The 25,400-nt window shown below is 39.8% G+C and carries 21 protein-coding genes and 1 pseudogene; 10 read left to right on the top strand and 12 right to left on the bottom strand.

Annotation, left to right across the window (positions count from 1 at the left end; genetic code table 11):
* Positions 1-629 precede the first annotated feature (629 nt).
* Positions 630-1,238: a hypothetical protein gene (locus KSP24_RS00805; protein ID WP_216974220.1), complete on the bottom strand. Its 609-nt coding sequence runs from the start codon at positions 1,236-1,238 to the stop codon at positions 630-632.
* Positions 1,225-4,392: a contractile injection system protein, VgrG/Pvc8 family gene (locus KSP24_RS00810; protein ID WP_216974221.1), complete on the bottom strand. Its 3,168-nt coding sequence runs from the start codon at positions 4,390-4,392 to the stop codon at positions 1,225-1,227. The genes KSP24_RS00805 and KSP24_RS00810 overlap by 14 nt, the downstream gene beginning before the upstream one ends.
* Positions 4,393-4,774: 382 nt before the next feature.
* Here KSP24_RS00810 and KSP24_RS00815 point away from each other — a divergent pair, with 382 nt between their 5' ends.
* The 4 genes from KSP24_RS00815 (at position 4,775) to KSP24_RS00830 (ending at position 7,627) form a co-directional block, all read left to right on the top strand.
* Complete coding sequence (locus tag KSP24_RS00815; RefSeq protein ID WP_216974222.1) at positions 4,775-5,737, top strand: helix-turn-helix transcriptional regulator; 963 nt, start codon at positions 4,775-4,777, stop codon at positions 5,735-5,737.
* A 109-nt stretch (positions 5,738-5,846) separates the two neighbouring features.
* On the top strand, positions 5,847-6,473 hold the full coding sequence (locus tag KSP24_RS00820) for a type 1 glutamine amidotransferase family protein (RefSeq protein ID WP_216974223.1): 627 nt from the start codon (positions 5,847-5,849) through the stop codon (positions 6,471-6,473).
* A gap of 49 nt (positions 6,474-6,522) precedes the next feature.
* Entirely contained in the window at positions 6,523-7,047 is a 525-nt protein-coding gene (locus tag KSP24_RS00825) for a VOC family protein (protein ID WP_216974224.1), read from the top strand.
* Positions 7,048-7,114: 67 nt separating this feature from the next.
* Positions 7,115-7,627 carry a stalk domain-containing protein gene (locus KSP24_RS00830; RefSeq protein ID WP_216974225.1) on the top strand — a complete coding sequence of 171 codons (513 nt, stop codon included), beginning with the start codon at positions 7,115-7,117 and terminating at the stop codon, positions 7,625-7,627.
* 420 nt (positions 7,628-8,047) lie between these two features.
* On the opposite strand, the gene KSP24_RS00835 is transcribed toward KSP24_RS00830, so the two are convergent.
* The 9 genes from KSP24_RS00835 to KSP24_RS00875 form a co-directional block, all read right to left on the bottom strand.
* Entirely contained in the window at positions 8,048-8,920 is an 873-nt protein-coding gene (locus KSP24_RS00835) for a copper amine oxidase N-terminal domain-containing protein (RefSeq protein ID WP_216974226.1), read from the bottom strand.
* A 267-nt stretch (positions 8,921-9,187) separates the two neighbouring features.
* The gene (locus KSP24_RS00840) at positions 9,188-10,612 is read right to left on the bottom strand and encodes a pyridoxal phosphate-dependent decarboxylase family protein (protein ID WP_254207538.1); all 1,425 of its coding nucleotides are present in this window, start codon (positions 10,610-10,612) and stop codon (positions 9,188-9,190) included.
* Positions 10,613-11,212: 600 nt separating this feature from the next.
* Positions 11,213-11,572, bottom strand: coding sequence for a putative zinc-binding protein (locus tag KSP24_RS00845; RefSeq protein ID WP_013311396.1), 360 nt, complete (start codon positions 11,570-11,572; stop codon positions 11,213-11,215).
* A 187-nt stretch (positions 11,573-11,759) separates the two neighbouring features.
* Positions 11,760-12,092, bottom strand: coding sequence for an Imm8 family immunity protein (locus KSP24_RS00850; protein ID WP_216974228.1), 333 nt, complete (start codon positions 12,090-12,092; stop codon positions 11,760-11,762).
* 216 nt (positions 12,093-12,308) lie between these two features.
* The gene (locus tag KSP24_RS00855; protein ID WP_216974229.1) at positions 12,309-13,100 is read right to left on the bottom strand and encodes a hypothetical protein; all 792 of its coding nucleotides are present in this window, start codon (positions 13,098-13,100) and stop codon (positions 12,309-12,311) included.
* A gap of 92 nt (positions 13,101-13,192) precedes the next feature.
* Entirely contained in the window at positions 13,193-13,792 is a 600-nt protein-coding gene (locus KSP24_RS00860) for a hypothetical protein (protein WP_216974230.1), read from the bottom strand.
* A gap of 308 nt (positions 13,793-14,100) precedes the next feature.
* Positions 14,101-14,628, bottom strand: coding sequence for a hypothetical protein (locus KSP24_RS00865; protein ID WP_216974231.1), 528 nt, complete (start codon positions 14,626-14,628; stop codon positions 14,101-14,103).
* Positions 14,629-14,951: 323 nt separating this feature from the next.
* Complete coding sequence (locus tag KSP24_RS00870) at positions 14,952-15,437, bottom strand: hypothetical protein (RefSeq protein WP_216974232.1); 486 nt, start codon at positions 15,435-15,437, stop codon at positions 14,952-14,954.
* 2 nt (positions 15,438-15,439) lie between these two features.
* Positions 15,440-18,673: a contractile injection system protein, VgrG/Pvc8 family gene (locus KSP24_RS00875; RefSeq protein WP_254207539.1), complete on the bottom strand. Its 3,234-nt coding sequence runs from the start codon at positions 18,671-18,673 to the stop codon at positions 15,440-15,442.
* 454 nt (positions 18,674-19,127) lie between these two features.
* On the opposite strand from KSP24_RS00875, the gene KSP24_RS25435 reads away from it, so the two are divergent.
* On the top strand, positions 19,128-19,394 hold the full coding sequence (locus tag KSP24_RS25435) for a hypothetical protein (RefSeq protein ID WP_025679323.1): 267 nt from the start codon (positions 19,128-19,130) through the stop codon (positions 19,392-19,394).
* A 53-nt stretch (positions 19,395-19,447) separates the two neighbouring features.
* The gene (locus tag KSP24_RS00885) at positions 19,448-19,615 is read left to right on the top strand and encodes a hypothetical protein (protein WP_216974233.1); all 168 of its coding nucleotides are present in this window, start codon (positions 19,448-19,450) and stop codon (positions 19,613-19,615) included.
* Positions 19,616-19,786: 171 nt separating this feature from the next.
* On the opposite strand, the pseudogene KSP24_RS00890 reads toward KSP24_RS00885, so the two are convergent.
* A pseudogene (locus tag KSP24_RS00890) lies at positions 19,787-20,036 on the bottom strand (phenolic acid decarboxylase); the annotation flags it as partial.
* A gap of 200 nt (positions 20,037-20,236) precedes the next feature.
* On the opposite strand from KSP24_RS00890, the gene KSP24_RS00895 reads away from it, so the two are divergent.
* From KSP24_RS00895 to KSP24_RS00910, 4 genes are all read left to right on the top strand, one after another.
* Positions 20,237-22,477, top strand: a complete 2,241-nt coding sequence (locus KSP24_RS00895) for a right-handed parallel beta-helix repeat-containing protein (RefSeq protein WP_216974234.1) — start codon at positions 20,237-20,239, stop codon at positions 22,475-22,477.
* A gap of 455 nt (positions 22,478-22,932) precedes the next feature.
* Positions 22,933-23,097, top strand: a complete 165-nt coding sequence (locus tag KSP24_RS00900; protein ID WP_216974235.1) for a hypothetical protein — start codon at positions 22,933-22,935, stop codon at positions 23,095-23,097.
* 197 nt (positions 23,098-23,294) lie between these two features.
* Complete coding sequence (locus tag KSP24_RS25080; protein WP_254207540.1) at positions 23,295-23,510, top strand: hypothetical protein; 216 nt, start codon at positions 23,295-23,297, stop codon at positions 23,508-23,510.
* Positions 23,511-24,168: 658 nt separating this feature from the next.
* Positions 24,169-25,347 carry a hypothetical protein gene (locus KSP24_RS00910; RefSeq protein WP_216974236.1) on the top strand — a complete coding sequence of 393 codons (1,179 nt, stop codon included), beginning with the start codon at positions 24,169-24,171 and terminating at the stop codon, positions 25,345-25,347.
* The last annotated feature ends 53 nt before the right edge of the window (positions 25,348-25,400 follow it).

The following is a 25,400-nucleotide window of genomic DNA, read 5'->3' on the forward strand; positions in this document are numbered from 1 at the left end:
GCATTTTTGTTGAGTTTAGTTTTGGATTGAAGGAGAATGAAGTGGAAAATTTATAAATTTAAGCTTTTTCAGAAAGTAAATGTTGAGCAAACATGTTGATATTTATGATGCCGACCAATTGCGTGAATCCATCAGACGTTATGATGTGGTTGTTAAATCTAATAGGAGGAATGGCAAGGTCTTTGAAAGAGGACAATCAAAAATTGCTGAATATTTAAAGCAGAAGATGGATGAAAAAAGATAGAAAAAGACTTTTCTCAAGTAAATCTCTTAACCTATCAAGTTGGCAACTTTTTATAGCACCTCCAATGGATTTCGCACTTTGAACTTTATACATTTTAGTTTCTCCTTTGAATTTTATCTTCTAGAAGCAGCCTGTTTCCAAGGACCTCCAGTATTTGTATAATATCATCTAAGTCTGCGTCTGCCGCATCAACTGCCTTTAAGTTATTAACGACATTTTCCAACGTGGAAAAATCATATTGTCAGGCACTGGGGAGGAACCTTTTAAGAAGCCGCCTCACCAGTCCACAGACTAAAAAAAGGCCACAATACGGGCGGTAGCTCACATTGTGGCGTGTTTACAAACTCTGGACCGACAGTCTACTATTTCTGAAAATGCCCAATTACTAATCAGTCATCTTATTTTCATCTTCTAAAATAATAATCCTATAAGTTTTATCTTTGATAATTAGTTTATTATCAACATAAATGTCAATATCATCAAACTTTGTATCTATAATGGTTTTCAGTTCATTCAGATCTGGTATTTCGTTGACAAATAAATAAAGGTCATTGATTTTTAAACTTTCAATGTCAATATCCATTTCTATTTTAGATATATCTTGATCTTTACGTTCAACGTTTTTGACTCTACAAATAATTTTGTCTCCATTATCCATACCTGCCTTACCTTTACCAAACCGTCTTTCAAACTCTTCTTTTTCTTTTCGAGCAGTTTCTAATCCATAACGAGATATCAAATATCCTTGTACTATTTCATAACTCATGCTAAAAAGTGAAGAAAGCTCGTAGTAGTTTGGCAGTCCTTCTTTGAAAATATGAACCAATTCACATATAAGGTCAGCAAAGTTACTCTCCTTTATGATTCTCTCTAATTGCCCCCTCTCGTCATTCCCAAACCAATCAAACCCATTTGAATCTGTGTCTACAATCACTCCGGCAAAATAGGGTTTAGCATATAGGAACTTTCTTTCTTCACTATTATTTGTATACATTAAAACTACCTCCCATCAATTCAGCAAATTCTTTCATCCATGCCATATCTAGCGCCGCTTGATCTCTTTGCCTTAATAATTCTGCGTACTCTGGTTTAGTAAGTACATTCTGTTTTGCTTTATTCAGAGTTATTTGTGTATCCATATTTTCCCAATTCCAGCCATTTGGTCCCCGTTCTATACTAAGTGTTGTTCCATTCGGTAATGTAGCTCTTATTTCTGCCATATCAAAACCCCTTGCTGTCTCCAAATCCTGCCAACTAAACACACCATTATTAGGATGGTTATGTGTATATACTCCATCTTTAGACAAAGCTTTATATTTTGATACATCAATCTTACCTGGATGATAGTCTGTGATAAGTTTACTTATCGGGTTACCATTTTTATCGAATATAAGACCCCACTCATGGGGTTCAACTGCATCTCCATCTCTCGTCATTTTAAAGTAATCCTCTGCGTTCTTAACATTTGGTGGTGATGGGTCATTAATTGCAAATCGACTGTAGTCCCGTCCTGTTTTACCTTCAAATGTAGCCCCACTACCACCCGTCCCCCCAATCTCTTTTCCTTTATTGAGCTTCAGATTTGGAGATTGGGGTGGTTCTGTTTTTCCATTTATGATTTTAGGACCTGCATGAATAGGTTCTTTAACGGGTGATTTTAGTGTAGGTTTCGGCTTGAAAAATGAACCGGTTCCCTCAATAATCCCCACTAGACCAATGATGTTGGACCAGTGTTCTGCTGACAAAGGATCTTTAGGTGTCAACGCTCCACGTATAGTCTCTGTTATTCCGAACGTAGCAAAATTGATAGCATCGCTACCAGAATTGCCCTGATTACGTGCACGCTCCATATAAGCCTGATAGATTCCCTTAGGGATACCGTACGACAAGTAATCCAAATATGCGCCAACTGAATCGTAGCGTTTTTGGATCCTTTCCATATTAGCTTCATAAATTCCTGTTCCTATTTCAGTTAGGCTATCTGCCGACTTTGCAGTCACATTTTGTGCTGTGTGTGCCTGTTCCATGGCTATTTGACTTTTTATCATTGCGCTACTACCCGTATATTCCAGGTAACGATCCCACCAAGACTTAGGCTTCTCAACTTGTTGTTTAGGCTGTTGCTGTGCCAGGCGGCTGTCGTAATTGGCTCTCCAGCGTTTTCTTATATCTTCCGGAACCTGCTGATACGCATGAAACATGGCATTTGATTCTTTCAGTAGGTTTTGAACTAGTTCCAATGTGCCACCGGAATTCACAATATGACGTGCACTCGTATACACTTTGCCTAGAATCCACTTGTTATAATAGGCTTGTTTAGCTTTCTCATGCTCGTGTATACTAATCAACCCTTGCATGGCCAAACCAGCCAAGTGTTTCAACGGATGAATGCCGTTCCCCTTACTGCCTCCAACGGTAGGGGTTCCTTTGCTCCGAACAGGGATCGCTGCGGTTGCTTTCAGAATTACACCTCCTGCAGGTCCACTTAGCGCTCCCGCTACAACACCAGCCACTTTTCCCATCACTGGAATGGAGCCTAATAGCTTGGACACCGTACCCAACAAAGAATTAGCCTGTTGATGTGCAGCCGGACTTGTCACTTTGGCGGTAGGAGTGCTGCTTGATGAAGTCTTGGCTGCTGATGGAGTTTGCGCCGCCTCGTATGCTTTGATGCTCATCAATGGTGGTTCCGGCACAGGAGGGAGGTCGGCTACGAAAACAGGTGCCTTCACCGTACCTTCCTGATATATCACCGGAGCCTTGGTATCCGTCTCACCATCCAATACCATGCTACTGGCTCCGCCTTTTAAATACAGTGCCATTCCAGCTTCAAGTGAAAGCTCCTGCCCAGCATCGAGCTTCACGTGACCACCCTGAATTTGCACATTCCCGGGACTGTCAATCGTAATGCCATTACTTTCATGCAGTGTAATGGAAAATTCACCGGAGGTGGATAGGTTCAGTTCATGCTCAGACATTTCGACACCGCTACCTTGCACATGTTGCCATACCTTTACATTTAGCTGTCCATTTGTGTGGCGTTGTTGTCGTAGCGAATCCGTGACATAGGCATCCTGTTCGCGGTGTGTGGGCAGATACAATTCCACCTGTTCCCCGATCTCAGGCATATCGTACCAGCCACTGTGTTCTTCGGCGACATAACGGGTGGACACCGGAAACCAGCACGATTTAGCAGGATCTTGCTTTGGGTCAATGTCTAGTTGAAGCTGTACGAAATCCTGTTGTACCTTTAGCACCGTTCCTGTCAGTGCAATTCCAGTAGCCCGATCGTTTTCATACCGGGCATAGCAGATATCTTGTTCAGCTTGAAGATCATAGCGAGTACGTAGTAAGCCATCCGCCAGTGTAGTCACGGCTCGAACCACGACCAGTTCTTTGTCTTGCCCGATAGGTAACGTGATGAGGTCGCCCAACGCATAGTATTGCAGGCTTTCGATCATATAGGTGATATATGAGCCAGCACGTTCTCTCGGCTTTTCCGCATCCCGTTCATGAAACGTTTTTCGTACACGATAAAATACATCCCGTTCTACCTTATGCTGCTTGCCTTCTGGCATCCCGAAGAAAACCTTGGGTGAGGCTGCGGTTACCTCTGGCACAAGTATGGAACCAAAGCGAGAAGCGAGGCGTTTTAAAAACGCCCAATCGGTCTCATCATATTGTAAAACAAATGTCTCCAGTTTGGCATAGTGGCTCACCGTATCAATGGCATCTCCGTACTGATATTTTCGCACCAGCGCAGTGACCAGATCATCATAAGTGCGGTGAATATCTTGATAGGAGCGTCTTTTACGTTTGATATCCATCTGATATGAATGGGAAGCGGCCTCCAGTTCAAACGTATACACGCCTCGCACACAGCGTACGGACATACGTGTAACAATCCCATGGAATAGCCTTCTCAGCGATTGTCCCTGATCATCCAACTGACGAATCACAATCGGCTCTTGCTCCATATCCTGTCCGATGCATACAGCTCCTTGTTCTTCGGAGAGCATGCCACTGATATGTAAAAAGGCATGATCGTTAATGGTACGTGTTATTTGAAGTTGATCGATGTGTAGTGGCTGAAAGGGACCATAAAAGCGTAGGCTTTCATATCCGATCCCATCTGATAATACGCTCAAGTGAGTTCATAACTCCTTTCTAGATGCGATGGGCATTTCCACGTAAAGTACGTCATCTTGCATTTGCTTCTGATTACAGATGCAGTAGATGAGTACAATTTGTGAGTCAAGATAGATATGTAATTAATTCTGGGGGTGTTTTGTATTAAGAAATGAGAGGTGATATTTAATAAACAACCCAGCATATGTATTTATCGGTTAAAAGAGAGATTTAGTTTACAGAATGACCCATACATTATGGTATTTACTATGTGTAAATCTGGAATTTGGAGATATGAGAGGGAAGTATAAGATGGAAAAAAGCATATAATAGGTGGTAAGAGGGAGTATAAAGTGATATTTATAAAAGATTGAGCTTTAATGAGAGAGGAGGGTTCATATTATGCCAAAAAACGATAATATGCTGGCCATTTTATGGATGCTGAATTCGGGTGTAAAAATGACAGCAAAACAAATATCCGAAAAGTTAGAAATAAATATAAGGACAGTTTATCGGTATATTGACGCACTATGCGCCAGTGGAGTGCCTATAATATCCGACACGGGTCATCATGGCGGGTATCGCTTGCTGAATAATTTTATCAGAGCACCTCTACTATTTGATATGGAGGAAAAAAAGGCACTCCTTCATGCTGCGGTTTTTGCAAAAGAGGCTGGATACCCTTTGAGTGAGGCATTAAGCAATGCGACGTCAAAATTGAAAATGTATTCGAATCAAGAGCAGGAAAGTATACTTAGTCGTCATTTAGCCGGATTTGAAGTGATAAATCGCATGGGAGATCCTTCTCTTCAGCCGATATTGGCAGAATTGGAGCAGGCTGTAGCCAACGAATTCTCTGTCGAAATGGATTATCGCACAAGCCATGAAGAACAACCCAAGAATAGAATGATAGACCCCTACGGAATGGTTTACTGGAACAACAAATGGTATACTGTTGCATTTTGTCACCTAAGGAATGAGATCCGTAGCTTTCGGGCAGATCGGATTCTACAGATTAAGCGTACTCCAAGCCTATTTAAGCGGCCTGAGGCTTTTTCGGCTCGTGAATTTTTTATGCAAAATCTGTTACCTAATTTAGTGGGCAAGGACGGTTTAATTTCTTTAATGATCGAAGGCAAGTCAGAGGCATTGGATGACTTATGTCTGCATTGGTTTTTGGGGCATCATCTGAAAGAACGAACCGCTAACCAAGCCATCTTTTTGCTTGAGGAAAAATCACTTCATACATATGTCCCTTATTTACTCCTCCCCTATGGGAAATCCATTCAAGTCATCGAACCACAGAGCTTGAAGGAAAAACTAGTTGCTGTTGCGTCGGAGTTAGTAGAATATTATCAGCGCTAAAAAGCTTCACTGACAGCAGATGTCAGTGAAGCTTTTTTATAATGGGGATAATCACGGGTTACCGAGGTTGGTATCACTTGATAAATTATAAAATAAGGAGAACCTGTGAATGAATAGTACGGTATATCTTTATGTATTTGACACTATGGCAGACTGGGAGATCGGTTACTTAACTGCCGAACTGAACTCGGGGAGATATTATAAAAAGGGGCTGGTCCCATCCAAAATAGTTACCGTGGGAATGGAGAAGACTCCTGTCACTACCATGGGTGGATTGAAAATCCTGCCTGACATCAAACTGGATGAGTGCAGTATTGAAAGCACGGATTTATTGATTTTACCCGGTGGAAATACATGGACAGAAGCCATTCACCAACCGATCTTAAAAGTCGCTGAGAGGTGTTTAGAAGAAGGTATATGGGTTGCAGCGATTTGTGGTGCTACCATGGGACTTGCCCAGGCAGGACTGCTGAATTTACGTTCGCATACAAGTAATGATCTGGGATACCTTAAAATGATCTGTCCCACCTATACGGGCGAAAAGTATTACAAAATGGAGTCTGCTGTAACGGATGGAAAACTAATCACTGCATCTGGAATGGCTCCGTTGGAATTCTCCGTACACGTGTTGAAAGCTCTGGGTGTGTTTTCTTCTAAAACATTAGAAGCCTGGTATAGTCTTAATAAGACACGTGCTTCCAAACATTACTATGAATTGATGAATTCAATCCAATGAAGGTAAGCATAAAACTGAACTGTTACGATCATTTAAAGGAGGAGTTAAAATGACTGAAAGCAGAGAATATGTGGGAGTGTCAGGTAAATATACAAAGAAGGGAATACCCAACGGCTTTACATCTATTACCCCGTTTATTACCGTGAAGAATCCTTCGGAAGCAATAGAGTTTTATAAAGCGGTTTTCAATGCGAGGGTTAAGGATATTACTGAATTTCCTGATGAGAATGGCAATACAATCATTGTTCATGCGGAATTAGATTTTGGAAATGGTTTTTTGCAGCTGGGAGCAGCGAATCCGACATATCAATTGGTCTTGCCGCCAGATGAAGGAAATGCGTGTTATTCTTTCGGAATTTACGTAATGAATGTGGATCAGGTCATTGAAAATGCGGTAGCAAGAGGGGCGAAAGTAAGGGAGCCCGTTACAAACTTTGTTTCAGGTGATCGATTCGCAAGTATACTGGATCCTTGTGGAGTAAGATGGTCTATTATGACCAGGATCGAGGATTTGTCAGAAGAAGAAAGCAGTCGTAGGGTTGCTGAATGGGCCAAAAGCTTTAGTGGAGAATAACAGGATGCATCGGTGTTTTAGCTTCTCAATGAGGGGCTAGTTGATAAATGGGGAGAGGTAATAAACCATGTTAAAACGTATAATTTTACCCTTAGCTGTTATCTTTGTGTTCGTTTCTTCTGTCTCAGTTGAGAACGCTTATGCGGGATCTAAATTTAGGTATAATGTTGAAGTTGCTGTAAATAACAGCGTTTTGACATTAGATCCATTTGGAGAGAAATCCACAAATGAAAATAATAGCATTTTGACAACAGACACCAGTCCGTATATAGAGAAATCCACAAACACCGTATATGTCCCTATTAAATTCATATCTGAGGGCTTGGGAGGGTCTGTCTCGTGGAACAGACCTACACAAGAAGTTACAATTAAATCGACGAATGGTACAATTGTACGATTAACCGTGGGTAGCAAAGTTGCGTACGTGAACGATGAAGAAAAGATGATGCCAAGTGCTCCCGTTATGCCGGAATATCCGAATCGGGTTATGGTTCCTCTTAGATTTGTTTCGGAAGTTCTGGGAGCTATAGTAAATACAACGACGATCAATGGAACATTACATGTTGACATTAAGAAATAATGCTTGATTGCTTGGGAATAGGTAACAAACCAAGGACTCTTCTAATCTTGGATCGTAGGTTTGAGGAGTGAAAATTTTTAATGCATATTAAAAAGTTCGGAACAGGGGGGCAACTCCCCATGTCTCTATACTGAAACCCGCTCTTGAGCGGGTTTTTGCTTTAAATATTTAAGACATCGAGTTAAGTGAGCTTGTAGTTGTAGAATTCTGCTACGTTAGTACAGCTGTTGTAATCCTTCGAGAAACTAATCTAGCCAATGGGCGAGGTAGCATAAGAAAAGCCATGACTCAAGACATACTCTTATCAGTTAAAGAGCTAAGGGCCTTTTAATTGATTTTTAGTATTGTATATCTATTTGACAGAGTCTGTTCAGACCGACTACCAAGCATTTGTATTGAGATTAAACTTCTCCAATATTACTATTTTCGTTCGTTCTTCGTTTTTAATGTTCTTCCGGCAGCTAGCATATACTGCAAAGGGTCATTTATTTTAAGATACGACAGACTTTGAGACACGCGGTCTTCTTGATTAACTTTTGGACGTTTTCGATCCGGGATATCTATAGACGCGAAGTCTGCATCCATATCCAACGTTTGATTAAATAAGCAAATGATGTGCAAATCTTCTTTCCCTTCTCTAATCGTAGAGCCTGTCCGATTTAATCCACTCACCGTAATACTCCCTCTGGTTTCGCCTGCTGAGTTTTTCTCTTCCACAAGCTTGAAATTTTGAATATCCAGTGCAGAAGGATTGTCAAGAATGAATCTTCCTCGGTCCGCTTCTATTACTTCTTGAAAAATCTTGCTTTGGTCAAAAGACGGATTTTTTAAAATCACTTTGTTGTTCCTGTACTCAAACGGGATATCCATACTTCTCAGCAATACTCCAAGCGGAATGACAAAGGCATCCTGAATCACTTCGGGCTGAGTGTCCATCTGTGCTGGAGTATTGTTCAGTTTATATGTTTTTGCTCCCTTTTGAAACACAATTTCATTTGAACTCCACCTGATTTTTGCTTCCTGAAGTTTACCGTTATAATCAACTTTTGCGCCAAGAAGCTCGGCAACGGAACGAAGCGGAACCATGAGACGTTTTTCTTCATTAACGTAGGGACCAATCGGTGTGCAGTACAAAACATCATAATCATTCACTTTGAGCAAAGAGGTTCCTTTGACATGAATAGAGTGATTAATCGGTGCTGCATTAGCGTTATAAGAAGAGGTTCCAAATATAGCACTCACAAGAACTGCAAGAGATACTACAGCCGTTCTATAAAAATATTTTCGCTTCATTTTTCACCCTCCGTGAATTGAGATAGGTTGCGTAAGATCGCATGTTTGCTTTGGAGCAGTGATAGTTTGTCCTTCTTTGACACATGTGGAGTGCGTACGTTTTAGGATTGAGTGCTGTTCATTGTTACTGCATTGTACAATGGCAAATAATTTGGAAGATGTCTGGGAAAACAGTAAAGAGGGGCGGCGTGCCCCTCTTATTTTCGTAATGCTGAGCATTTTTATCTATTTACAGAAAGTGTAGCACTTCATTTTCACAATTGAACATCACAAAAAAACTTTTTTCTCATTCAATGATCTTGCTATATTCGATAAAAGCTGAACTGTATTTCTTATCTCATCTTCCCTAGTGTCCGGGTGAATTGCGCAGATTCTGAGAACCGTTTTTCCATTGAGTTGTGTCGTAAGCACTGTGGCGTACCCGTTCGTCACCATTTCTTGGGAGATCCTTTTATTGAGTGAATCTAATTCCTGATCGGATAGCCCAGGTGGTGCATATCGAAAATTAACAATCGCTAATTGCGCGGGGCATACAATTTCCCAATGATTATGTTTTTTGATTTCATCTTCAGCCCATTCTGCGAGTTGAACTCCATGCTCTATGGCTTCACCGACAGCATCAGTCCCCAAAGCTTGCAGTGTCACCCATAGTTTCAAACTTCGAGCAGGCCGGGTTAACTCTGGACCCAAATCCCAATAATTAATATGTTCTTCATCAGTCTCGGCATCCTTCAAATATTCTGGGCGTGTGCTGAAGCAGTTTTTGAGTTGCTGCTTATCTTTGGCTAAAACCACGCTACAGGAATAGGTCTGCATTAGCCATTTGTGTGCATCCCAGGTGATACTATCTGAACGCAATATCCCGCTCAAAAGAGACTTATATTTCGAAGAAGCCAAAATCGACGCACCGTAAGCTCCATCCACGTGTAACCAAATATTATGTTTTTCACATAGGTCAGCAATTTTGTTTAGCGGGTCAATGCTTCCTGTATTGGTTGTGCCTGCCGTGGCAATGACCGCAAAAGGTTTCATGCCAGCCGCCTGATCATCCATTATTTTTTTCTCTAAGGCTGAAACATCCATACGAAAATTTTTATCACTTGGAACCTTCCTGATTTGATCACTACGGAATCCGAGGATGCGTAGCCCTTTGGCGACCGATGAATGAGTTTGATCTGAAACATAAGCAGTTCCAATGGCATATTCCTGCTCGGATAACTTTGCATTGCGGGCAGCCGCTAAAGCGGTCAAATTCGACAGCGATCCGCCCGACAGAAATAAACCCCCGGCAGTATCTGGATATCCTGCTTGGTCACACATCCATCGGATTACTTCTCCCTCTAAAAGGCTTGCGCTCGAACTCTGCATCCAGCTTCCGGCGTGGGTATTATAAGCACAGGTCATGATATCTCCTAACCAAGAGTAAAGAGACATTGGGCTAGGAACCATTGCGAAAAAACGAGGGTGTTGCATGAAGGCTTGATGAGGATAGACGTTTTTCCTCATTTCATCGACAACCTCTTTTACGGGTCTTCCTTTTTTGGGAAAGCCAATTTCCCTTAAATGAGCTATTGTATCCTCATCTGCAATGTTGATTACTTTTTGAGATCGAATGTTATTGTTTTCTGCCATGTATGAATGTATGAACTCCTCAATAATCTCACCTAATTGCTGATTTGGTTCTTGATTCATCATAAGCATCTCCTTTGTTTAACTTCAACCAAAGTATAATATAACATCTGTTGTCATTTTGTGATATTTACCGATTTCATCATTACGTTTATTTTTAGGCACTTCGCTATACGTAAAGTAATTTTCAAGGGCAAAGATGGCTGTAAAATCGCCGTTCAGTGCAAATGCTGGAAACGTGATGTTGGGAACCGATATAGTACTCCGACTCAAACCTGGTAAGCAGGCAGATACATAGTTGCTGTGTTGATTGGATGGTAACGACGTAATTTTACAAGGCAGCAAGGAGGCGGGGGAGCTTGAATATAGGAGGGGGAACCTTAGTTATCTGAAAAGTATTAAAAAAAGAATGTATAGTACTTGTAAGAAAAGTGTTTGAAAACGCTTTGCCAGATGTTGCAAATGAGCTGCTTGAAAATTTGAAAAATGACTCCAATTAGTGCTCCAAATTCTTAAGGATTTTTATATCCAATGATTAAACTGGGACTAAAAAAATACTGGTGGCCCTTAATGATGTGTTAGGAGCCACCAGTAAAAACTATTTATGATATTGTTACATAATAAGAGCCATCTTTCGGTACATATCTTAACTTTGACTAAGAATTATTGTCCGATTTGTTCTAAGATTTGTGTGTAAGCATTCCTATAATGATCAGGGTTAGGATCTTCTCCTATGATCTTGGGTACGTCAAAGTCAGACAGCAGGAAATGGTGTTTGGGTTGAACCTCATGCCTTGCTAAGCAACTCTTGCAACAGGACAAGGGACAGCCGTCAATTGCAATGATGTCACGTCCCGATTTCGCTGTTCTGACAAGGGGTTTAACATCACCACCAACACCAGCTATACAGGACATTTCAGCGACTTTTTCTCGATCCATTTGTATAGCGATCATGTTAGCGGTTTGTGCTGCGGAGGAACATCCAGAACATGAATAGACAAGAGGTAAATCAGTTCTTTTCATCTTTGTACACTTCCTTGTTTTTTCTTTGTGATCGATCACGGTACTTTGACTTCAGCTGAAATAAATTTAAAATTGTTTGTATTTTAACTTAAATTTACAGTCTAAACCGTGATTGTGATCACGACATTGTTTTTGTGAAATCTGCTATAGGGCTAACTGTGTGTATATAAATCAGCCAGATCTCTAATTATTCATCCATCTCCCAACGAAAATATGTAGATAGGTTTTTGTATGCCTTATTAATATCATCATCTGTGCATTTATTAATGATACGGTTTAATGTTGTTTCAAGTGTATTTTCATTAAAGTCCTTTGCTATAAAATGACCATGCCCGATAATAATATCACCTTGATCTGCCATTCTATCTAACCTTTTTGGACTTATTAGTTCAAGTGAAAACATGTCTGATGCTCCATTTATTTCACTGGGTCCGATATCTACATTATAAGTAATATAGAAATCGTCTATATCTTCACCCCAATCCTCATACATCTTTGTTAAAGCCTTTATTATAAGCATTTAATTATTCTCCTATTCTTCAATATCAATATGAATATTACTTATCTGCTTTGGTGCCTATGCTTTACCAGCACTGTATTCTTCGAACACTTTCTCTTGTAAGTCAAACACGTTAAGATGTGGAGGGATCTCAAGTCATTGTTTTAGGGGAAAGATAGGAGCGTGTTCTATACAAAACAAAACAACTCTCGCAGTGACTTCTTTGGCGCTATGTTTTTATTTTGGTAGAGTGTAAATAACATCAAATGGGTTCTTATCTTCAAAAAACTCGGTGTATAGCTTTGCAACTTCGTTTGAACTCAAGTTCATATTAAGTCGCAATAAGCCCCCTAATTTCACCAATATATCAGCTTCTTTTGAGGTTACTATCTTCTTTTGTACTATATGTTCTGTATTTTTTGGGGTTACCCACGCCCAATCATTCATAGCCGCTTCAGTAAATGGATATCCAAAAGATAACGAACTGACATGAGTGTATTCTGAACACAGGGGATGAACAATTAATAAAAAGGCTGCAATTATTCCTGAACGATATTTTATCCTCTGTGCTTTTTGAACCTCCTGAGAAAATGATTCTAAGTAATGAGGGATTTCTCCCCAATTAGAACGTCCCATTGAAACTAGTATTTCAACGGCAAATTTATCATTTAATTTATCGGCCAATTGTAAGAATATCTGATTGTTTGTACAGCCAGAGGAGGTAAATGCACCTAAACATCTTACAGCTTCCTGAACGTTAGTCGCACTTTCTGATATAAGTTTCACATATTCGTCCAACATCGTATCGTCGCTAACGAATTCTGGAGATTCCACAATTGTTTCGATTAAAAGTGCCTTTGTGCTCTGTTCTTTAACCAGAGGAATCATACTAACAAGTTTAGCAAAGTAGTCACCTTCTAATTCTTCTAAATTGCAATCATTCTTTAATAACTTTAGAGCAGCTACTATAACACTATCATCTTTATCTAAAGACGCGTTTGTTATTAGGTGCATAATTTTCCCAATCACATATTTCTTCCTCTCAGGATTAGATTAAAAGGCTCATCCTCCTCATTGTTTCAGAATAAGCCATTATATGGTTCTTCTATTTAACATTTGAACTACTCACTCTTAATAGCTCTTCTCCCAGATCTAAAATACTCTTGGAAAAAGTCGAAATCAAACAACTTCCCTTGAGATTTCATATGTTTAGACTCTACTTTTTTTAAATTTGCTTGCTCTATGCTACTGCTATTCATGAAATTAAAAGGAACTGTCTCCTCAATATTAAATGTTAATGTTATTTTAGGCTTACTTTCAGTAACAATCATTAATGCTACGTAGCAATCCTCTAGGAAAGATAACTTCCCCCCGCATTTACATACAATATCACCGCTATCAATTGTATAGGGCCAACTGTAATATTGCTCACGTCCTGCAAGAAGGTTACCTTCAATTAGTTTGAAATCCGCACCTTTGACCCCTTCAATTCGAACTTTCATTTTTCCAAATACAAAAAGTGAATCATCTTTTACATGAAGTCCCTGATTTTGTATTTGATCTTTAAAATTATAAATATCTATCACTGTATTTATGAGTTTAAATTCGTATAATCCTCTAATATCACTTGGAAAATTCAAAAAAATAGTCGGTGTAAATTCTCCATCACCATCTATAATTCCATCAAATTCTTCATTACTTATATCAAGAGTAAGTATCATTTCACTATAACCTCACTTTCTTATAAAGGTGTACTAATCTAGCATTGGTGATTTTATATTTTCACCATCTGTAGTTAAATAGCTGCCATTGGGGATCTCTCGTCTTTCACCTTTATCCTCAACCCTCTATCCTCTAATGTTCTCACCAGCTTGTTCATATTACCAAACGGCATTAGGGGCAAGAGGAAAGTAAAAAGAACAAGTCAATCATGGTAGTATCTGACCATAATCGACTCGTTCGACGTAATTGAAAAATGTTATTTAGGATACTCTGATTCCACTTTTATCATATAATAAACAGGAAAAAGTTACCTTTTACATTCGCTATCTTTAAAAAAATCTTCTTCTAAATAAGGGTAATTCAGTAGCTTTAGATTTTCTTTAGTGATATACCTGGTTTGATATTCATCCAGATTATTATTGATAAATAAACGCACCTTAATTCTTTTTAATAGTGGGTATGAGGAATCATCTTCAACAACCAAATCTTTATCGTTTAATCGTAATAGTTTTCCAATAACTTCTAGTAGCTTTAACCATCCAATGCCAAAAGTACGCGATACAAATTGAATACTAATAAGAACATTTGTATCTACGCCGTGATCTTCGAGGTTCATTTCTCGAAAACGTTCTAAATAGTCATCCTCATCATCTAAATTAATGCTTATAGAAAAATAAGTACAACTAATACTCACTTGTCGAGCATCAGACCAATCTTTTACTTCTACTTTATAAAAATTTATTTCCATTACTAACACTTCACATATCATATTGTAAAGCAACTTCCCCAAGGCTTCTCTAGACAAATCAGAGCCAATGGATAACCTAAAGTCCATTTTACTCAAACCTCCAGTACGCTCTAGTCTAGAGTTAATGCGGTGAGGTCATATTCCTCCACCTAATCTGCTCTGGGCTTCCCAATCCTCCCTTATACCATCCGGTAAGTACGTCAGCAATATTTCTTTTTTTTGCATGCTTGCTATCTATATCTGTTTTGACATTAATTTCGTCTTCTTTTGATTTTGAGTATAAAAAAAGCTCATCCTACTCATAGATTCAATTCGAAATAAGCCTTTTAAAGTTTACTAATTTTATGTCTTTTTTAATGTCTGGTTTTTAGTTGCACTGTACGATCTTGTTGTCACATTGTACTTATAAGTTAGTTTTTGGGATTCTTATAGCACCAATCTGGGTCATACGGTAATGATTTTAATTTTTGAATGTCTTCCCAACTGTAAACCCAATCATAATCTGCAATCCAAAAATAATCATCAGGATTTAGCTTGAGGTATTCGTAAATAAAATTGAATATCAACTCTTGATTACCATAAATATCCTCGATATGACCGACTTGACATAGCAATAAATTTGTATCTAATCCTAAATCTTCGTGATAGTAAAAATCAATACTTGAACTATTTATACTATGAATATAAAAGATTAATGAAGATTCGTTGTTCTTCGCAAAGGATCTATTATTAATATTCAGCGTTGTATATGAAAACTTCCCCTCATTTGAGTAATTTTTATTATTGTAGAAGTAGAGCGATGCATCCGAGTGAAAGGCTGCAACTATACTATCTGCTAACAACTTCTCAGGAGAATATCTCTCTTTATTCGTTAAAATAACTGCCGGAGTCCCCATCTTTACTTTAATACCCCCTTGAGTTCATCTATAGAGTTTACAATAGTAACACCTTTAGATTTAATGATTTCCAATTTTATTAGATCGTTCTGATGTAATTTAGTCAATGGTTTGTCAATATATAAAATGACTTTCTTCTGCTTATGATTAAAATAACCGTCATGATTTACATTAACGTATTTATCAAACTGTTCAACGTTTGTAACGGCTTTTAATGATTTCTTAACTTCAATAATTTCATCCTTAGTGACTACGTCAAAATCGCCCGCCGGGTTACCATCTGCCCTTTGAATTTTCTGGCCAAATGCTGTTACTTCCTTATTTTCTCTAACAGCGGAAGCTACTTTTGCCTCAGTAGCTTTTCCCGGGTCTTTACTGTTTAAAAGATTATCAATATCGCGATTAATATTTTTCGGATGTTGATCATCCCAAATTAACTCATTACCAGCTGAATTCGTATATTTTGTTTTATTTCCACTCTTGACTACACTACCAACATTAGAAGCTTTTAGAGTATCTTTAGGAAGCTTGCTCGAATTCGGTAGTTTAGGTGACTCCTTGGGTCTACTTGAATTTGCCCCATTATAAACCGCCGAATCATTGAACTCATCAATGGGTCTGTTTACACCTGGGCCACCCTTTGGATTGGGTTTTCCAGGCGGATTTTCTGCAATAGGTGGTTGGCTGGACCTGGCAGGAGAACTTCCAGCACTCCCTATACCGATTCGGGTTGCCACAATTCCATAGGTCGTATCTTCGACTAAATCGCTTAAGCCTGTCCTTTCCATGTAATCTCCAGATTTTTGTCCAATGAAGCCTTGATTGTATCGAGAAATGAGTGCATCCATTTTCTCTTTGTCCAACTCAATAGCATTTGAAGAATCCACACCCATCGATACCAAACCATCTTCAATGGCATTGAGAGTTCCTTCATCCCATACTTGCGTTCGTTTTGCGTTGACGATACGCTGGATGGCGGCCAATTTATTAGGATCTTTAATATCATACAGTGATAGTTTGCGCTTCATTGTAATTTCAGTGCGCAGTGCTTGCTCTGCTTGTTTTAGCTTATTTTCATCCTGCCACCAGTTGGCTGTAAAATAATCAGTTTGATTCCAATATGAAGTATATTCACTAGTTTTTCTTTCTCGCCATAATGCAAGTTTAGAATTCTCATGTTTCTGTGTTTGTGCTGCTTGAATGCGTTGTTTTTCTTCATTATCCCGGAGCCATTTCTCCTGAATATTTTTAGGAACCTGCTGATATGCATGAGCCATGGCATTTGACTCTTTTAACAGGTTTTGGACCAGTTCCAGTGGGCCACCCGAAAGCGCTAAGTGACGTGCACTCGTATACACTTTGCCTAAAATCCACTTGCTATAATAAGCTTCCTTAGCCCGTTCATGCTCGTATTGGTTTATTAGCCCTTGGAGCGCTAAACTAGCCAGATGCTTCAGTGGATGCAAACCACCTTTAGGAGCACTACCTACAGCGTGATTTGTACCTTTGCTCCGAACAGGGATCGCTGCGGTTGCTCTCAGAATCATACCACCCGCAGGTCCACTCAGCGCACCCGCTACAACACCAGCCACTTTTCCCATCACTGGAATGGAGCCTAATAGCTTGGATACTGTCCCCATCATGGCATTCGCCTGTTGAAGCTTTGCTGGACTGGTGACTTTTGCTTTAGGAGGAGAGGCTTGGCTGCTTGATGATGTCTTAGCTGCTGATGGAGCTTGCGCCGCCTCGTATGCTTTGATGCTCATCAATGGAGGTTCTGGAACAGGAGGGAGGTCAGCCACGAAAACAGGAGCCTTCACTGTACCTTCCTGATAAATCACCGGAGCCTTGGTATCTGTCTCACCATCCAATACCATGCTGCTGGCTCCACCTTTTAGATACAGCGCCGTTCCAGCTTCCAGTGAAAGTTCCTGTCCAGCATCAAGCTTCACGTGACCACCCTGAATTTGCACATTCCCCGGACTGTCAATCGTAATGCCGTTACCTTCATGCAGTGTAATGGAAAATTCACCGGAGGTGGATAGGGTCAGTTCATGCTCAGACATTTCGACGACGCTACCTTGCACATGTTGCCATACCTTCACATTCGGCTTTCCATTTGCGTGGCGTTGTTGTCGGAGCGAATCCGTTACATAGGCATCCTGTTCGCGGTGGGTGGGCAGATACAATTCCACCTGTTCCCCGATCTCAGGCATATCGTACCAGCCACTATGTTCTTCCGCGACATAACGGGTGGCGATGGGAAACCAGCACGCTTTGGCAGGATCTTGCTTCGGGTCAATGTCCAGTTGAAGCTGTACAAAATCCTGCTGTACCTTGAGCACCGTTCCTGTCAGCGAAATTCCAGTAGCCTGATCGTTTTCATACCGCGCATAGCGGATATCTTGTTCGGCTTGAAGATCATAACGGGTGCGGAGTAAGCCATCTGCTAAGGTTGTCACTGCTCGAACCACGACCAGTTCTTTGCCTTGTCCAATAGGTAACGTGATGAGGTCGCCTAGTGCATAGTATTGCAGGCTTTCAATCATATAGGTGACATACGAGCCAGCACGTTCTCCCGGCTTTTTCACATCCAACCCATGAAACGTTTTCCGTACTCGATAAAATACATCCCGCTCCACCTTATGCTGCTTGCCTTCTGGCATACCGAAGAAAACCTTGGGCGAGGCTGCGGTTACCTCTGGTACAAGTACGGAGCCGAAGCGAGAAGCGAGGCGTTTTAAAAACGCCCAATCCGTCTCCTCATATTGTAAAACAAACGTCTCCAATTTGGCATGGTTGCTTACCGTATCAATGGCATCTCCGTACTGATATTTTCGAACCAGCGCAGTGACCAGATCATCATAGGTGCGGTGAATATCTTGATAGGAGCGCCTTTTACGCTTAATATCCATCTGGTATGAATGGGAAGCAGCTTCCAGTTCAAACGTATATACGCCTCGCACACAATGTACGGACATACGCGTGACAATCCCATGGAATAGCCTTCTCAGCGATTGTCCCTGATCATTCAACTGACGAATCGAAATCGGCTCTTGCTCTATATTATGACCGATACAAGCTGCTCCCTGTTCTTCGGAGAGCATGCCACTGATATGTAAATAGGCATGATCGTTAATTGTACGTGTTATTTGAAGTTGTTCGATGTGTAGGGGCTGAAAGGGACCATAAAAGCGTAGGCTTTCATAGCCAATCCCATCTGATAATACGCTCAAGTGAGTTCATAACTCCTTTCTATATGTGATGGGTATTTCCAAGTAAAGCACGTCATCTTGCATTCACTTCTGATTAAAGAAGCAGCAGATGAGTACAACAGTGAGTCCATATAGATATGTATAACAAGGTTTGTACGCTAAAAAGGAACGAGAGGTGATATTTAATAAACAACCCAGCATATGTATTTATCGGTTAAAAGAAAGATTTAGTTTACAGAATGACCCATTGGTTGGGGGATTTACAATGTTTATTTTTGGAAGTAGGAGGATAAGAGGGAAGTGTAACATGAGTTAATATAGGAATATGGTAATATGCAAGTGCCGAGATCGGATACCATTTTTGAACGTAAGGATTTGGAGTTGAACAAAATAAGGTTATTCCCTTCTGTGACGTGCAATCAACTTGCTGTGGTTCAATTACTTTAATAAAACAGATGCAGGGAAGGTGAACCTCTTGGATAAATTTAAAGATCTGGAGAAATTGATTAAGCTTACAGGAGATCGCGCCAAGTTGGATGCGAAAGCGAACGATACCTATATTGTATATAAAACGCCGGATGGCCAAATTGTAAAAGAATACAACGATGGAGACATTGTTCCTGTTGCGGATACGGATGTTCTCATGCATAAACATATACCAATGATGTATGTATTTGCGGGGAATAATGGAAGCGGTAAAAGTGCGATTCAGAACCTGGTTGTTGACCCGACTGGGAATTAGCGTAAATATTGATCCTGATGCCTTGCTCAGAGGAATCGAAGAGACTTTCTGAGATGGATATTGTGAACAGACCTGAATTCTCGGAATGGGAGGATAAGCATCAATACAAGCAAGCATTGGAGAATGAAGCTTTGTACTGGCAGGGCATGAAGTACGGAGCACAGTTTGTATATGTTGTATTAGAGAAGATGCTTCATGATGAAAAAGAGAAAGAAGAATAGCCAATGGAGATTAGATGGTTATAGAGAATATTAAAAAAGATGCTGGGCACCTACCAACCTGGTCATACCCCTGTCAAGTAGACAGGGTATGACCAGGTTGGTAGGTGTTTTAATTTGTCTTACGTTATGGGACACAGGCTCAGGCTTTTTAGTTGAATTCGTCTTGATTGACTATGCTTGCAACTTACCCGCACGAATATCATCTGTCATGCCCGCGTAAGGTGCCTGGGCAATCAACTTCTCGTTGTTCACACCTGCATTTTCAATGAAAGTAATATATGCGAATTTAGGAACTACATGCTTCGGATAAGTCTCATGCTTTTCACGCGATTCTTCCATTAGAGGGAAAATCATTTTGATAGCGTACTTTAATCTCTGGATGCTCATGCACCCATTTCGGAAAGAAAATAATACCATGCATGGTCAATGAAATGGCTGGATGGGTTCAGTATTGGAGAAGCTTCGCCGAAAGAATCATAAACTTTAAGTCGGTATAAGTCGATTAAATAATTAAGGGCTTATATATACACAAATTTCTATATTAGAACATACCTAGCAGTGAACTTAGGCCCAAGCGTAGAAGCTGTATCTAAAAATAGAATTCATTCCAGGAGGTAAGCTATGAATAAGAGAACAGGCTTTAGATTTTTAGTTGTAATTATGATGATTTATGTATTTACTTTTAATCTGGGTGTGGAAACTGTAAAGGCAAATTCCGTATATTATGTTTCTACAACGGGGAATGACATCACTGGAACCGGTACACTATCAAATCCATGGAAAACCATACAAAAGGCAGCAGATACCATGACAGCCGGAGATACCTGCATCATACGAGGTGGTACATACCGGGAAACAGTAACACTTCATACTTCCGGAACTTCTGCAAAACCCATAAACTTTGAGGCTTATACAGGAGAGAACGTAACGGTATCCGGTGCCGATCCGGTTACTGGCTGGAAAAATTACTCCGGATCCATCTATTATGCGGAAATGAGGGGTTCCCTTGGAACAAAAAATCAGATATTTGTTAATAAGCAAATGCAATTTGAAGCCAGATGGCCCAATTCACCAACACTCGATCCCTTAAATTCAACATATGCAACAGTTGATTCCGGTTCCACTACAACCATCAAGGATGGAAACTTAACTCAGGCACCTGGATACTGGGTTGGCAAAACGGTTTGGAGTGTTCCGGGAACAGGCTACAAATCTTATAAAAGTACCATTACCAGCTCAAGTGACGGCTCCATTACCTTTGATCAAATAGATACTGCAGCGACAGGCGGTAATAGCTATTATATTACTGGTAATCTTAAAGATCTTGACAGTGCGGGAGAATGGTATTATGACAGCATTACTGGCAGACTTTATTTATGGGCACCTGGTGGAGTTGATCCGAATACTTTGACAGTAGAAGCAAAGAAGCGGACTTATGCATTTGATTTAAGTTCCCACTCTTACATAAATATTACCGGAATTAATATCTTTGCCTCCAGCATTAAAATGTCTAATTCTAATTACTGTAAAATTTCTAATATGATTGCGGAATATGTCAGTCATGATTCGGATGTTACCAGACAATACAGTACAGGGATATTTATGTCCGGTACCAATAATGAGCTTAGAGACAGTACTTTGACCTACAGTTCCGGTAATCTGGTGAGTATAGAGGGAACAGGAAATAAGGTAATTAATAATCTTATTCATGAAGCAAATTATTCGGCAGCGGATATTCCGGCAATCTATCTATTGGGGGCAAACCATCTAATCAGTCATAATACGGTATATAACGCTGGGCGTTATCTGATATTTATGCCTACCCAAAACAGCCAGATACAATATAATAATCTGTACAATGCAGGAAAGCTGACAAAAGACTGCGGAATACTCTATGAATTTGCCTGGGATGGGCAAGGGACGGTAATTCATCATAATTACATCCATGATAATCTGGCAAAGAATTATTCCGGCACTGGTATCTATCTGGATAACGGTAGCAAGGGCTATATTGTGCATCATAATGTTGTATGGGGAAACTATACAGGGATAAGATTGAATACACCCAGTAATTTTAACCTGATTTATAACAATACCACCTACAGTAACGGAAATGTAGGATATTGGGGAAGTAATTTTCAGTCAGATATGTACGGCGACAGAATTTTCAACAATATCTTTACTACAGCCTTTACACTGCCTGGTACTCATATAGAGGGAAATAATATTACCTCAGAAACCAATCCGTTATTTGTGAATCCCACAGCATATGATTTCAGGTTGCAGTCTACTTCTCCAGCTATTAATGCAGGGGTTGTAATATCTGGAATCACGAATGATTATGTTGGTGCGGCACCGGATATTGGAGCATATGAGTTCGGTGGAACTGACTGGACTGCCGGGCATGATTTTTCTTCACCTCCGGACCCGGTTTTTGAGAGTGTCAGCTTACTTTATGTTAATAACGTAAGGCAATCTGATTTCGAGAAAGGGATAATCTCACCATGGGCAGCAACATATTCAGATACTGCTGCAAGTGTATCGGTACCAAGAAGCGGCTCTAAGAGTGTTAGATTGGGACCCGGAGAAGATGGTATCGAGCAGGTACTTACGGGGCTAAGTCCTAATACCAGCTATATGTGTACCGCCTGGGTTAAGGCAGACATAGGAGAGCGGATTCAAATTGGTGTTAATGGCTTTGAAGGAACGGATGCATCTGCAACATCTGACAGTACATCCTGGACAATGGTAAACATTCCTTTTACAACCGGAGCAGGCGCTACCAGGGCAACAGTGTATGCTTACAAGAATCCTGGTACAGGATATGTTTATGTGGATGATTTTGGGGTAGTTGAGCAATAAATTATTTTACTGGTTTTATGTTTGACAGGATTGTCAGAAAGTCAGAAAAACCAAGACTGCCTTGGGGCAGATGGATCAGGAGGGACACTTTCAGTAGAAAATAAAAAAAGAAAGACATAAAGACTCCGATCTAAAAACGATAGATTTTCCGCCAAGGGGCGACCAGGCCTTAGGGTCATCATTTTTGTACACTCAAGGCATGTGGAGTGCGTGGTAGTAATATATCGAGATGAGATGAGTGGCTAGACCATAATTATACAATGATAATGAAACAAGAAGCCTACACGTTACAATGGCCTGAAGACAAAGATATGAGTATCCCTGATAGGTACGTCAAACGACAGGATGCGAAGCTCGATGATCTCATGGACTAATAAAATTTCCTTGGTAAGCAGCGAAAAAAAGCATGGAATCCCAAAAAAGTAGCTGAGTAAATAGTGGGAGAAACGTATACCTTGTTTGATGACCGAGGCTGGCTTGGTGTGGCTGAAGGATTGAGTATTGCTCGCAAAACAGGAGATTCCATCCTCAATTGCAATATGAATAAGTCGATCACCATTAAACATATTATTAAGACAACGAAGGCTTCCATCACTTGTCTAGCAGACTTCCGAGCATAACCATGTGGCTTGTCAGCCGTTAGAGAGGGATGTGGGAGAATTCACCTTTCACATTCCAATCACTTATTTAGATGAGGAGGTCAAATATGGAAAGCCATACAATTGTCATTACCCACGGAATCAGATTGATGAGATTGTATATAATGAAGAGACGAACAGACAGACTTTCCAGTGAACTCAACGAGTTAAGGCAATAGATGGTGATATTAGAGGAGGAAGAGGATCAGAAGGAAAAAATTAAAGAGCGAGTCGATGAAGTCATACAAATCCTAAGCTTACGGGAAGATATATTGGAACAATTTGTTGATAAATTATTCAATGCGTTGGTGAAGAAGATAACCGTTCTCTCATCAGCGCATTTTGTTTTTACCTTGAAAAGTAGAATGAGCATAGATGAAATTATCGAGCATTAATAGATCATTGTTAAATGAGTTTATGAACTAGAGAACCATAGACTAAAACGGATCAATAGGCTAACGAATATTTGTGGGTTGTATGACGGGAAGGATCAATCGAATTCCGTCTTTCACTCCTTCCATATAGATGGATTGTTTGTCTTGACTTAGTTGATAGCCTATGGCTTCTTCCCATTCAGATAGTAGATGTTGAATATCTTCAGTTTGATTACCTTTCAGTTGCTCAATTTGAGTGAATAGATGTTCATCTTCTGATCTGATAAATATGAAGCGTTTTGTTCACTGGCTAATTCTAATACATAAAATCGTTGCCGTAATGCTTCGAGAAACCATTCTGGCTAATCTGACATAGTATATTTTCCCTCCTGTGGTTGAAGTGTGTATGTTAACTCTGATGTGGAGGGATGGCAAATCATTGTTTTGTGTAAAGGGATGTCTGTTATAGAGGCATCTCTCTAGTATTAAGTAGTTTGAACAGAATTACATAAAATATTCTATTTCTTTTTTATTACAAATAAAAATATTGATTCTGTAAATGTTATCCACTATAATGCACGTAGTGTCATTTTTATGAATAAATTTCCATAATTGAAGAAACGCTGGCCAGCTTTCGATTATAGCATTACATTAAAACGTGGAGTGTGAATTTATTATTATGTTGAAGAAAACGAAGATTACTCTTTCTATTCTACTTATGGCTGTTTCCATTCCGAGCTTGGCTGCAAATGCTCAAGGGCAAGAACCCTCGTCGAATGAATTTAACCAGTACATTAAAGAAGCTATTGAGCAAGAAATCCAACTGGAGGCTCCTGCGGCTGCAAAAGGGATATCAACATTAAGCAACAAAGTTTTTGACCATTCTGTTGATAGCCTTTTGGAAAAAGGAGTACTTAAACAGGATACAATTCAAAAAATCGAAAAGTTGCAGGATGCCGAAGTGGTTATATTGAATATTAACGAAGCTGGCGATCTGGTTGATGCTACTTCTTCAAAACAAGGAGATATTAAAGACCAATTTGAAAAGAAAGTTACTGATGCAACTTATAAAGGAGATGAACTGGGCGAGAGCAAAGTGAGTGACCATAAAATCACCCTTCAGTCTACTTTGTCGAATAGAGGTAATACTGCTGGAAAGGAAACGGGAGCATTTCATCGACTTCAAACGCCAGCAAGCAATTCGTCCATCGTGTATAATGGTGTAATGGCAGATTCTATCACCCTACCAACTTATGATATTGCAAATGCCGATGATGATAATGAAGCCGCTTATATGTATACAGGAATAGATGGAGTCGCGGAAGTTGGGTTTGAGGGTTTGAGATCTAAGACTACTCCAGCCGGGTGGTATCCTGTTTTCCATGCAAAGGTACTCCATACTGTCAACGAAGGAGATGACAACGGCTATAGCCAGCCGAATTCTAGAGATACAACCTATGTTTATAGATCTAAAAGATTTGATAATGGCGCTACTATAAATGGATACAAAGTATTTTACTATGCTGGAAAATCTGATGAGCCTACTTTAACCATTAGAGAGCAAATTAATTATTCCAATATTTATGTGGTTAAATTTAATGGGCTGGGGACGACTGGACGGTCTGTTAAGAGAGTGACTGCCATAGCTATGAATGGAGTATCAAATAGTGGTATTCCTTTTAAGCATGGATTCACATCTGCCGTTTGGAATAATATGCGCTTTCTAGTTAACAATAGCGCCAGTGCGAAATATCCTCAAAATGTTACCAATTTAAGTGATGACGTATGGAATCACGGCGGAAGAATTGATTATACGAATAGTAATAATGTCGAGAAATACTCATTCTATGTCCGATAAAAATATAATATTTTAATATTCCTAGTGTAATAATTAGAAATTCAGTTCATTGG

It is taken from the genome of Paenibacillus sp. AK121, from assembly GCF_019042715.1.
GTDB lineage: Bacteria > Bacillota > Bacilli > Paenibacillales > Paenibacillaceae > Paenibacillus > Paenibacillus polymyxa_C.